Below are 12,482 nucleotides of genomic sequence, written 5' to 3'. Positions count from 1 at the left end.
ATGATTTGCAGTATGAGCCGTAAGGGCAACTGCTACGACAATGCCGTTGCGGAAAGCTTCTTCGGCCGTTTAAAGACCGAATGGGTCAACCACTATCGGTACATCAGTCGGTCCCAAGCAATCCAAAGCTTATTTTATTACATCGAAATATTTTACAACCGAAAAAGGCCTCACTCGTCAATTGATTACCTAACCCCACAAGAGTATGGTGAATTCCCTCTTGCGGCTTAACACAGTGTCCACTTTTTCGGGGTAACATCACCTTTGTGCTCCCTCGCCCAAGACGCAAATTTCGCCCATTTATGGATGGACACTAGATTAATTTTTTGTGATGTGCAATTATGGTTTGTGCTAACAACAAAAAAATAAAAAAAATATTTGACAATAGCCAAAAAACATTATCAAATAATTTGCAATAACTAAGGGTGGAGTCAGCATGAAAACAGACGATATTGACCTGGCAATCATTCGACGTCTTTGGGACGGGCGTATACCGTTCAGCAAGATTGCAAAGGAGATAGGCGTTACCACCAATACGGTCAGGGCGCGGGTAAACAAACTAATCGAAAACGGCATCCTTCAGATCATCGGCCTGGTTGATCCCCAGGCCATTCCCGGGCACTACTCCGCCATTATAGGGATAAAGGCCGAGCCCAGGATGGTTAAGCAACTACTGGAAAAAATAGGTAAGCTTAAGGGCGTGGTAGCTGCTGCCTGTGTCAGTGGGGGTTTTGACATTATAGCCGTTGTTTTTTTCAACGAAAAATACTCTCACCGGGATTTTATTTTCGATAAATTGGCCAAGTTGGATGGTCTGGTGTCGGTGGAGACTTTCTTCACGATGGATGCTGTCAACTGGCAACTTCGCTATGTTTTGTAGGCCCATAACCCAGGAGATTTCTTATGCGATATCTAAATGTGGAAGACATTGAATACCTTGCCATCGGAGCTGCTGTGCTGGGCACTGGTGGAGGTGGAGACCCTTATCTTGGGAAGCTGATGGCCAAGCAGGCGATCAAGGAAAAAGGTGAGGTGCGTCTCATCAGCGTGGAAGATCTGGCCGATGATGACTGGGTTATTCCAACGGCCATGATGGGCGCTCCTTCGGTTATGCTGGAAAAGCTCCCCAACGGTGGAGAGCCTGAATTGTGCTTCAAGACAGTTCAGGGCTTTCTGGAAAAGCCGGCTGTAGCGACCATGTCCCTGGAGGCCGGCGGGATCAACTCTTGTATCCCGGTCTACGCTGCAGCCCGACTGGGGGTGCCCCTCGTGGATGCCGACGGCATGGGCCGGGCCTTCCCGGAGATACCCATGGTCTCTTTCTCTCTGGATGGTGTGCCGGCGTCCCCCATGGTCTGTGCTGATGAAAAGGGGAATCAAGTTCTTCTGCGCACGATCGACAATGCATGGGTAGAGACCCTCTCTCGGGCGGTAACCGTTGCCATGGGCCTCTCCTCAATGATCGGTCTGTACGTAATGAATGGCAAGACGATTAAGCAAAGCGCCATCAGGGGAACCATCAGCCTTTGTATCGAAATCGGTAAAGCAATCATTGACGCCCATTCCCGTAATATAAGCGCTGTGGATTCGATCTTAAAAATCACTAATGGTTTTCCCATCTTTGAGGGCAAGGTGGTTGATGTCCAGCGGGAACTGTCCACCGGTTTCGTCAGGGGGCGTGCCTCTTTTGAAGGTCTGGGTCCGAACAAAGGCCAGGTGTTCGATATGGACTTCCAGAACGAAAACCTGATCGGTTACATCGACGGTGAGCCGAAGGCAATGGTTCCCGATCTGATCACTGTACTGGATTTGGAGAGCGGAACACCCATCACCACTGAAACGCTCCGCTACGGACAGAGGGTGATCATCATCGGTATGCCTTGTGCTCCCATCTGGCGTACGGAAAAGGGGCTCAAGCAAGTCGGACCGCGTTACTTCAAGTATGACCTCGATTATGTACCTATCGAAGAACTCGTCGGGGGAGTGGAAAGCAAGGAGGACAGGCCGTGAAATATCGTCTCGGAATCGACGTAGGTGGAACCAACACCGATGCAGTGATTTTGGATGAAGCAAACAAACTCATTGCCAAATGCAAGCGTCCCACCACTCAGGACATTTCCTCCGGTATCAACCAGGCAGTGGAGGCTGTCCTGGATATCAGCAAGATTGACCCTTCCTCGATTCAACACGCGATGCTGGGCACGACCCACGCCACCAATGCCATCGTTGAGCGCAAGGGACTGGCCAGGGTCGGCGTCTTGCGGCTGGGAGCGCCGTGCGGCTTGGCCCTGCCACCGATGATGGACTGGCCTGACGACATGCCCGCTCATATCGGCAGTAATTACAGGATGGTCAGGGGAGGCTATGAATACGACGGCAAATTCATCTCCAGGCCTGACAAATCTGAGATCGAATCGGCCTTGAGCGAACTGAAAGAACTCGGCATCGAAGCCCTGGCAGTAAGTTGCGTCTTCTCGCCGGTCAACGGCGATCAGGAAATGGAGGCCAGCGAGATAGCCAGGAAGATCTTCGGAGATGATTTTTCCATTTCCCTGTCCAGCGAAGTGGGGACCCTGGGCCTCCTGGAGCGGGAGAACGCCACAATCTTGAACGCTGCAATCCTGAACATAGCGAATAATGCTTATAGTGCGTTTCAAAACATTCTCAAGCAGCACAAGATAACCGCGGATTTATTCATCACCCAGAATGACGGCACCCTGATGGCCGTGGATTACGCTCGCAAGTACCCGGTTTTCACTATCGCATCAGGACCTACCAACTCATTACGAGGGGCAGCTTTTCTCTCAGGGCTCAGCGACTGCGTTGTTGTCGACGTTGGCGGGACGACAACCGACGTCGGGGTACTTAAGGCCGGCTTTCCCAGGGAGTCATCCATGGCGGTGGAAATCGGCGGAGTGAGAACCAATTTCCGGATGCCCGATCTGATTTCCATTGGTCTGGGGGGCGGATCGCTGGTCAAATCGGATGATGACCAGGTGAGAGTCGGTCCGGAGTCTGTAGGATACAGGATCACGGAAGAAGCCCTGGTCTTTGGCGGCTCGACCTTGACGGCCACAGACGTAGCAGTGGCCTCCGGCCAGTTTTCCCTTGGCGATCCCGGACTCGTCTCGAAAATGGATAAGGGCGTCCGCGAGCGGGCCAACGTCAGGATCAAATCAATGGTCGAAGAGATCATTGATCGAATGAAGACCTCAGCAGGCGACATACCGGTTGTCCTTGTGGGGGGAGGTTCCATCATTGTGCCCAAGGAACTCAAAGGTGCCAGCGAGGTGATAGTACCTGACAACTTCGACGTGGCCAATGCAATCGGTGCGGCCATAAGTCAGGTGTCCGGCTCCATTGATGGGGTGTTTGACGTGGCCACCAAGGGCCGGGACGCAGTCATTGCCGAAGTCAAGCAAGCCGCCATAGAAGAAGCGATCAGGGCCGGGGCTGATGAAAAAACCATTGAGATCGTGGATCTTGAAGAAATCCCCCTTGCCTACCTGCCGTCCAATGCGGTCCGGTTTCGAGTAAAAGCGGTGGGAGAACTGAAATAATGTGTCCGCCGCTACCCTATGAAAACGACCTCAAAAGAGAGAAGATGGATGCCATCATTTATTACCATGATCTACCTGATCGCTGCTCCAATTGATATTTTACTTAAATCCACATGAAACGTCGAAGAGCCACTTCAATGGAGCGATATCGTCTGTGGATGTCGACGCTTTCACAACGCTTTATATCTACTTCATACCCTTGCTTGGTGGACGTTCTGTGCCTTACGGCCCACTGATCGGCGCGATGATAGTAAAGCTGACCCCGGAATTACTCTCATCTGTGGAACGATATCAGAGTATTATCATGGGGCTTATCTTTGTCTTGGTAATCGTACTGTTACCGGACGGTCTGGGGCCCAGCCTGGACCGGATGGTCAGAAAGGTATGGGGTCGACTTCGAATTAAAATTTGAGCCTGACGCAGCTTGTCACGCCGTAGCCATAGCGAAGGCGGAAGATTGGGCAAAAGGGAGCGTTTTTCAAAGGTCTCAGACGGTCGGCACGGCCTCACCCTACCCACCCAAACCCTGCGGCCCCTCATAAGTGGGACGAGGAACAGACCACTGTATATTTTCGGGAGGCAAAAATGAAAATCCGAATCGTATCACCAATCGTCGGCGACTGGCTGGTCAATGAATCAATACAGGAGGCCGATCAATTCAAATCGCCGGATACCGAAATCGACGGGGCCTGCATTGAGAAGGGTCCGACCTCTATCGAGAGCACTTACGATGAAATACTGGCCAACCCTTACATCCTTGAAAAGGTGATAGAAGCAGAGAAGGACGGCTGCGACGGCGTATTTGTCACCTGTTTCGGGGACCCTGCCGTGGACGGAGCCAGGGAGGCGGTTTCTATCCCGGTAATAGGCGCCTTCCGCCCTTCAGCCTTGATGGCATCGGCCATTTGCAACCGGTGGTCGGTGGTCACCATTCTAAAAGAAGTCGTCCCTCTTATAAGAAACCTGGCTCGAAAGCTGGGTATCGAAGGCAATATGGCCTCTATCCGGGACATCGATACCCCGGTGCTGGAACTGGACGACAGGGACAGGCTCCTAACCAGGCTGCTTGAGCAGATCGATAAGGCGGTCGTCGAGGATGGGGCTGAGGCCATAGTCCTCGGCTGCACAGGTATGTTGGGGTTGGGCAAGGCACTCAAGGAAGCCCTTTCCAGGGAAGGCAGGGAGGTGCCTGTTGTGGAACCTACAGCGGCCGCCATCGGGTTCCTGGAATCAATGATCCGAAGCGGTATCTCCCACTCCAAGGTGACTTACCCGAAACCCAGGGAAAAGGAGAGGATTCTATAATTCGCTTCCATCCATAAATGGTCAATTTTCGTCTTCCTTGACCTTGCACAAATTTTCTCATTTATGGACGGGCACTAATTCAGTCTGGAGGAAAACGGACATGGATGTAATGACGGCCATCAAACGAAGGCGAAGCATCAGGAGTTTTACCGACGAGCCGGTTGACAAGGAAACCTTGATCAAACTGCTGGAGGCGGCCGTCTGGGCGCCATCCGGAGGAAACGGACAGACCTGGCGCTTCGTCGTCGTGACCGAAAAGTCGATGATGAAGAAGATCAAGATGGTAAGTCCCGGTCTTTTGGGTGATCCTCCTGCGCTCATTGTGATCGCTCAGGACATGGAGGCGGCCAGGCATAAGGGAGGCAAGATGGGGCCGGAATCCATAACCAAAATGGACTCTGCCATGGCGGCCCAGAACATCTTGCTGGCGGCATACGAGATGGGCCTTGGCACTTGTGTCATAGCCTCATTTCATCCGGGTGCCGTGGCAAAGCTTTTGGGTATGCCGGAGCATATCCTTCCGCACCTATTGGTAAGCATCGGTCATCCGGCGAAGATTCCCCCACCGCCGGAGCGACGTTTCAATGGAATTTACTGGTTCGAGGCCTACAATGGATAAGCAGGTTTTTGAGGAAAAAATTTTTGAGGTGGTCTCCTATATTATCGTTTCCGCCAGGAACCTTATGGATGAACCCGCCCGCTACGGGCCGTTTCGGCTGGTGGACACGGCCAGCAGGCTCATAGACATTCTGGATGAGTTCGGTATGTCCAGTGAGCGGCTAAGGGCGATCAGGGATAGAATCGAAGAAGGGAAATATAGCGCCATGGAAACAGAGGAGGAGTTCGAAAAATTTCTGGAGTCTATGGTCTTTTTAGTAGTTGATGCCATCGACGCTACCAAAGGATCCTGACGGCTGATACTGTCCTGTCTGGTAAAAACAGCTACCCGTCCAAGGTAAATGACAGTGGTGAGGGGATCCAAAGCAACTTCCACCTAAAATTGGCGGACTTTCGTAACGAGCAATGCCAATATGCCATTGTAGAGACTCAGTCTAGAGCTCGATTTACTTGACTATTGCACTCGAAAGGTCCGGACCTCACACACGGAGCCAATGTCACATTTAACAATAAGGAGGGCCTCCTTCCTCATCAATCTATCCATTCCAGAGCCTGGATGGATAACACTCATACCGCAAGTCCTTTTTTAGGCCCGGATCATCTCCACACCCGATCCCGGCAAAAGCCCTGACAACTCGTGTTCTTGATTCCAAGAGCCCTTTGAAAAACGTCTTCTTTTGCCCAAGGTCAAGGAAGGCGAAAAATTCAACCGCCCCGCTTGGAAGGCCAAGCGGCAGAGGCACCATACATTGAAGTATTTCGAGGATTGAAATTTGTCCGCGTTTCACTTGGACTCCCCACCCAACGGGTGGGTCCCCGGTTTGAGCCTGACGCCGCTTGTCACGCCGTAGCCAGAGCGAAGGCGGAAGATTGGGCAAAAGAGGACGTTTTTCAAAGGGCTCTCAATTTTTATTTGACTTTACTAATAGCCTTATGGTAATACCATTTCTACATATTACAATAATAAAAACTCCCCTCAAACCCTTTTCGGTGAAAACTTTATGGTTTTTGCTGAAACCAAGTCTCTGGACGGAATAGGCAATTAAACTACATCGGCTGAAGACGATTGTTTTAGGGGTCAAGGGGTCGAGGGTTCAAGGGGTCAAGTGAAAATCATCTTTCCTTAAATCCCGATTTCTCACTCGAACCCTGGACCCCTTGAATCCTTGAACCCTACTCAAAAAACGATCCAACAAAAATCTTCACATGAAGGCCCAAGGTTCTCCCATCCCCGGAATGGGACATTAACGGGCTATGAACGACTTTTCTAATCAGGCTGAAAGGCAGGAATCGAAATATCATCTGGAGTTGCAAAGGAAGGAGGAAAACTCATGAAAATAGGCGTTCCCAAGGAGATCAAGTCTGCAGAAAAAAGGGTGGCGGTTACTCCGGCAGGGGTAAAGGCCTTTACTGATCATGGACACCAGGTATTTGTCGAAAAGAGAGCTGGATTGGGGTCCGGTTTCAGGGACGAGGAATATGCAAAAGCAGGGGCGGCGATTCTGGACAACCCCGAAGTTGTTTGGGCCGAATCGGAGATGATTATCAAAGTAAAGGAGCCTATAGACCCGGAATTTGATCGAATGAGACCCGGACAGATCCTTTACACCTACCTCCATCTTGCCGCAGACAAGGAATTAACCCAAAAACTCCTCGACAGAAAAATAGTAGGGATAGCCTATGAGACGGTTCAACTGGATGATGGATCCCTGCCGCTTCTCTCTCCAATGAGCGAGGTCGCCGGGCGGTTATCTATCCAAATGGGGGCGTTCAGCCTTGAAGCCAAGAATGGGGGCATGGGTATCTTGCTTTCCGGTGTCTCAGGAGTCCGCCCTGCCAGTGTTACGATCATCGGCGGAGGTGTCGCAGGGTTTTCAGCAGCAGAGGTAGCGGTTGGGTTCGGTGCCCAAGTCTCCATTCTGGACAATAACCCCTTACGCCTTCGCTATCTGGATGACATCACCGATTCACGTTTGGTGACTATCATGTCCGATCCGGCCAATATCGAGGAAGAATGCCTGAATAGCCACCTTGTCATCTGCTCCGTATTGATCCCAGGTGCCAAGGCACCAAAACTGATCACAAGGGAGATCGTCAGGCGCATGATGCCTGGCTCGGCCATAGTAGATATTTCAGTTGATCAGGGCGGATGTTGTGAAACCTCCCATCCCACCACCCATGAAGATCCCACTTTCATCGAAGAAGGCGTGGTCCATTATTGCGTTGCCAACATGCCGGGAGCCGTGCCCCGTACTTCCACCATAGCCCTCACAAACGTAACACTGGCCTACGGTCTGGCGATTGCCGACAAGGGGTTTGAAAAGGCTATGGCCGAGGATGCGGCGCTGAAAAAAGGGCTTAACCTGATGAACGGCCAGATTTGTTATCCCGCCGTAGCGGAGGCCTTTGGAATGGGCTGCGCACAGGTCGATTTCTAGTGACACCCCGATGCCAGGGTTTCGGGAGTTCCGGTATCGGCGTTTGTAAAGGACCGTCTCCCTTTCCTTATCTTTGGGAGCTTGCCTGTTCTTTTGCTCGTTACCTTCGTTCCCGGGATTTCCCTGTGGTTGCCTCAACTGGTGATGGGACCCTGACGCCCTCAGGAAGCATAAACCTGAACTGAGGGTTTCAAAAAAGGATCTCATCAAAATTTTGAAACGCTCAGTTTAGGATAAAGAAACATTACATAACGTTTAGAAATCCAGGAAACAGTTAAGGAGAAAGAAATGTTTAATCATTTGCAGGTATGGATGAACGGCAAAATGGTACCCTGGGAACAGGCGAATGTACATGTACTTTCTCATGGCTTCAGCCGAGGATCGGCCATTTTCGATGTATTCGGAATTCACCCGGGTCCGAAAGGTCCGACGGCATTCAGGATGGATAAGCACCTCGAGCGTCTTTTCGGGAGTGCCGAACTCCTGGGCATGGAAATGGCCTATACGAAGGAGGAAGTGGCAAGGGCGGTGTCGGATTCAGTAAAAGTGAATAACATCAGTCGAGGCCTCATAAAGGTCCTGGCTTACTACGGTGAAGAAGCGATCATCTCTCTGGTCCTGGACTCCAAACTCGATCTTGCTATCTGCGGAATCCCGGCAACCCACGATCTGGGTCTCGACCAAGCGGAACCCATTGATATCTGCTTCAGCAAATGGCGTAAAATACACCCGGCAACAGTACCCGTAGAAGCAAAGGCCTGTTCCAATTACCTGAACGGTATGCTGGCCCGTAAGGACGCCGTAAGCCGAGGTTTTGATCTCGGTATATTATTGACCACTGAAGGTTATGTTGCAGAGGGATCTATTGAATCAGTCTTTATGATCAAGGGCGGTATACTTAAGACCCCTCCACTGGGGAATATCCTCTCTGGCATCACCAGAATGTCCATCCTCGAAGCAGCCCCTGCGATTGGAATTCAAACATCCGAAGAACAAATTTTGCCTGAAGACTTGATAAGGGCAGACGAAATCTTTGTGTGCCATACCGGCATAAAGGTTCTCCCGGTCAAAAGGATAGAAGACAGGATGCTTGGAGAAGCGCCCGGGCCCATTACAAGAGATATAATGAAGCTTATGGATGATATCTGCAATTCCCGTGATGAGCGCTTTAAAGACTGGCTGCAACCGGTAGGCTGAAACCGGAGGATCCTATGGAAAGATGTTTCCGGGCGCAAGAATCCCTTTCGGATCAAAGACCTTTTTTATGGCCTTCATCGCCTCGATCACCCTCTCGGGGTATTCAAGGGACAAGTGCTCTCGTTTCATCTTACCGATCCCGTGCTCTCCTGCCACCGTACCTCCCAGTTCAACCGCCTTCCTCGCCAGGAGGAAATCCACATGCTCCGCCACCTGTTTCTCCATTTCATTCCTGGCGATGAAATTGAAGTGAGGATGGCCTTCTCCAAGATGAGCGAACCGAACAACGAGCATATCGCCGAGAAGATCTTTGATGCTATCGTAGTATGTGAACAGTTCCGGCAACCTGCGGTAAGGCACAGCCCAGTCAGTTGAAATCTTGCATCCACCGTTCCTGACAGCCCGGGCGCTCTCCTCGTTCATTGCCTGGGGGACATGGTGGCGAAGATCAAGCAGGTGTCTCTTCTGGCGGTCACTTAGGGCTACCTGGGTGTCCTGATCCAGCCTTGTATAGCGCTCGATCAACCGAAGCCAATTTTCGAGTCTCTTTTCCCTGTCCTCCTCGTCACGGTATTCCTGTTCAAAGTAGAGCATGACACGGGCCTCCCCGGGAATGGATATTCCTTCGGCTCTGGGCCGCAGAATTTCCAGGCAGGCTTCATCCAGGAACTCCATGCTTCTTGGAGAATACTTTCTACTCTCACGGGCCTCGATTACGAAGTTCAATGCGTCCTCGATTCCCATAAAGAAAACCATGACGAGAAATGATTCAGGGGGCCGGGGATGCAAGGCAAATTCGATTTCGGTGACGATTCCGAGGGTGCCTTCCGATCCCAGGAAAAGACGCAAAGGATGAACCAGGGCACCATATCCTGCGCTATGCTTCTCGGAAGCATTCCTCCCCGCCTCGACGAGCCTCCCCAGTCCATCCACAACCCGGACTCTTCGCACCCAGTCCCCGGTGCTGCCGTACTTCAAGGTGCCGGACCCGGATGCATTCGTTGCCACGTTCCCGCCGATGGTGCATTCCCCGGCGCTTGTGGGATCCAAGGGATAGAACAGTCCGGCCTCAGCCACGGCCTTTCTGAAATCCTCCGTGATCACCCCGGGTTGAACCAGGGCCCTTCTCCTCTTGACGTCAATGTCAATGATTCGGTTCATCTTCTCCAGGGAAAGTGCGTAGCCCCTGTCGCAGACAGAGGCCCCTGTCAGGGAAGAACGCAGGCCCTGGGCCGTCACACATTTTCCCTCGGCTGCACACTGGCCCAGGAATTCGATTATTTCCTCTTCCCTCGATGGACGAAACACACCCTCGAAGTTCCCCTGAAGTCCAAGTGCGTCTTGGTTGTATGCTGAAAGGATGTCAGGATCCGTCACAATATCCATTTTTCCCTACTCCAAAGTCCTTTTCGTCCGGCAATCGGCCCTGAAGATCCGGTTCAGGGGCAAGAAAAGGGCAAATCATATCCTGCCGGAACAGGAGCGGGGCTCCACGGCAGGGTTTCAATCACTCCCGCGCGGCCTTGAACATGGAGGATTGAGCGCCTGTTTTTCCACTTTCCCGGGTAAAACAGTAAAGTACTACAACGCCCAAAAGGCAAACACCACACAGGATGAACGCCGCCTGGAAGGCATCGTGCCCCCTTGAAGCCCCGGGGTAGAGGGCCTGCATGAGGCTTCCAAGGCCATGGAGGAAGGCGGCCGAACCGATCATGGTAAAGAAGTTGATCCCGGTCATGGCCGTTCCGGCCATTTCAATCGGCATCAGGTCCTTTATATGCGGATACATCAAAAGACCTGAGGCCCGGAACAGGCCGAACCCCAAGAAGAGGCCGGCAACCAGTACGAATCCGGATTCAACCGGCAATCCCGCAAGGCTCAATACGGTGAATGAAAGGAATACATGGCCCAGGATCACCACCCATTTCCTGCCGTGAAAAACCCTGTCCGAGGCGGCCCCCATGAGCGGTCCTCCCAGGAGCATGCCGAGGTTCAGGAGAAAAATCGCATTTCCGGACTTTACCGGAGAGAATTTCAATACGTCCATGAGAAACGGGCCCGCCCAAAGGTTCTGGAATGCGGAAAAAACACCGTAACTCACGAATGTCCCGAAAGAGATAATCCAGTAATCCCGTCTCCGGAAAAGGCGGGGGAGATCCCCCCATATTCCCCTTGGTGAGGGCTTTCCTTCCGGCACAGGGGCATCAGAGGAGATCTCTTCTTCGGGCCTGTCCCGCACCAGGAGGAAAAACACCAGGACGATCAGGAGATTGACAGCGGCGATCAGTTGGAAACCGCCGCGCCACCCGAGCCGATCGACCATCAGGACCAGCGGCGTTGTGGCGGACATATTGCCCGCCGTCCCGATGGAAAAAACGATTCCCGATAGGGTGGCGAAACGCTCGGGACCAAACCACGTAGTAAGAAGCTTGAAGGTCCCCATGAGGTTACAGGCCATGCCCACTCCGAGAAGAAGCCGGCCGATAAGACCCCAGGCCATGGAATCAGCGAGGGAGAAGATCAAGGCCCCTGCAATCCCCAGTAGAGAAAGGCCTGTCATGAGCCGCCTTGGACCGATCCTGTCCAGGGTCATGCTGATTGGAATCTGGGTCAAGGCAAAGGCGTAAAAAAAGGCGGCGGAAAGCAATCCCAGTTCTTCGGTCGAAAGGGAAAGGTCCCTGATGAGCTGGGGTGCGATGACGGCATTGGAGGCCCTGTAGAACTGTGAGAGGAAAAAATTAGACGAGGCGATACCAAAAACAAACCATCGCCATGAACGTGTAGCTGGTTTCACAAAACCCTCATCCTTCATGAACCGGGAACAAGGCGGAGTCCACTGTTTCAACTCGATTCTTAGCCGTGGACGTGCGTCTTTTACCTACCCTCCGTCGAGTAAACCAGATGGCATCATGATCCAGAAACAACCGGTGGACTATAGAAAAGAGGTCTTTCCGGGTCAAGGGAAAAAGCTCCGGCACCGGAGGCACGGCTCCCTTTCAGACGAAAATGTCAACCACCCCGCTTAGGATACCAAACGGTAGAGGCACCATACATTGAAAGGACATGGGGATCTTCTCCAGCAACCCGTCTTCCTTCAAAGGTCTCGGTTTGATCGGCCACACCTGGGTATCTTTGTGAACACGGATGGCTCGAGCAGGGGCCGATGGCCACTTTTCTGAAGTGACCGGCGGGCAGGTGTCCCCCGCTGATAAGCCGCTGAAAACACCAGCCTGGGAGCCTCAGAACAAAAGAAAAGGCGCCATCGGCCCCTGGAGCCTGGTATCGAATTGAAGTACTCGCCAGGGGCTCGGGATTTTCTCCGGGAGCCCGGCATATTTAGAAATAGACCTTCAACTCCATAAAA

The 12,482-nt window shown here is 52.2% G+C and carries 11 protein-coding genes; 9 read left to right on the top strand and 2 right to left on the bottom strand.

Annotation, left to right across the window (positions count from 1 at the left end; genetic code table 11):
- The first annotated feature begins 12 nt into the window (after positions 1-12).
- The 9 genes from JRF57_15330 (at position 13) to JRF57_15290 (ending at position 9,118) form a co-directional block, all read left to right on the top strand.
- Positions 13-231: a transposase gene (locus JRF57_15330; GenBank protein ID MBW2305075.1), complete on the top strand. Its 219-nt coding sequence runs from the start codon at positions 13-15 to the stop codon at positions 229-231.
- Between the two features lie 205 nt (positions 232-436).
- Positions 437-880 (top strand): Lrp/AsnC family transcriptional regulator, encoded by a 444-nt coding sequence (locus tag JRF57_15325; protein MBW2305074.1) that lies wholly within the window; start codon positions 437-439, stop codon positions 878-880.
- Between the two features lie 23 nt (positions 881-903).
- Entirely contained in the window at positions 904-2,010 is a 1,107-nt protein-coding gene (locus JRF57_15320; GenBank protein ID MBW2305073.1) for a DUF917 domain-containing protein, read from the top strand.
- On the top strand, positions 2,007-3,560 hold the full coding sequence (locus tag JRF57_15315) for a hydantoinase/oxoprolinase family protein (GenBank protein ID MBW2305072.1): 1,554 nt from the start codon (positions 2,007-2,009) through the stop codon (positions 3,558-3,560). Before JRF57_15320 ends, JRF57_15315 begins: the two co-directional genes overlap by 4 nt.
- A gap of 585 nt (positions 3,561-4,145) precedes the next feature.
- Positions 4,146-4,865: an aspartate/glutamate racemase family protein gene (locus tag JRF57_15310; protein MBW2305071.1), complete on the top strand. Its 720-nt coding sequence runs from the start codon at positions 4,146-4,148 to the stop codon at positions 4,863-4,865.
- 100 nt (positions 4,866-4,965) lie between these two features.
- Positions 4,966-5,484 carry a nitroreductase family protein gene (locus JRF57_15305; GenBank protein ID MBW2305070.1) on the top strand — a complete coding sequence of 173 codons (519 nt, stop codon included), beginning with the start codon at positions 4,966-4,968 and terminating at the stop codon, positions 5,482-5,484.
- On the top strand, positions 5,477-5,776 hold the full coding sequence (locus JRF57_15300) for a hypothetical protein (GenBank protein MBW2305069.1): 300 nt from the start codon (positions 5,477-5,479) through the stop codon (positions 5,774-5,776). The genes JRF57_15305 and JRF57_15300 overlap by 8 nt, the downstream gene beginning before the upstream one ends.
- Before the next feature lie 1,038 nt (positions 5,777-6,814).
- A complete protein-coding gene (gene ald / locus JRF57_15295; GenBank protein ID MBW2305068.1) occupies positions 6,815-7,921 on the top strand; it encodes an alanine dehydrogenase in 1,107 nt (368 codons plus the stop codon).
- 288 nt (positions 7,922-8,209) lie between these two features.
- Entirely contained in the window at positions 8,210-9,118 is a 909-nt protein-coding gene (locus tag JRF57_15290) for an aminotransferase class IV (GenBank protein ID MBW2305067.1), read from the top strand.
- A 12-nt stretch (positions 9,119-9,130) separates the two neighbouring features.
- Here the strand turns inward: JRF57_15290 and JRF57_15285 are convergent, their stop codons facing one another.
- Positions 9,131-10,504, bottom strand: a complete 1,374-nt coding sequence (locus JRF57_15285) for an FAD-binding oxidoreductase (GenBank protein ID MBW2305066.1) — start codon at positions 10,502-10,504, stop codon at positions 9,131-9,133.
- Between the two features lie 121 nt (positions 10,505-10,625).
- Entirely contained in the window at positions 10,626-11,930 is a 1,305-nt protein-coding gene (locus tag JRF57_15280; protein MBW2305065.1) for an MFS transporter, read from the bottom strand.
- Positions 11,931-12,482 lie beyond the last annotated feature (552 nt).

The sequence above is a fragment of the Deltaproteobacteria bacterium genome (assembly GCA_019310525.1).
Classification (GTDB): Bacteria; Desulfobacterota; DSM-4660; order Desulfatiglandales; family HGW-15; genus JAFDEE01.
The sequence above is the reverse complement of the archived record's forward strand: the minus strand, read 5'-3'. Positions and strand labels throughout refer to the sequence as shown.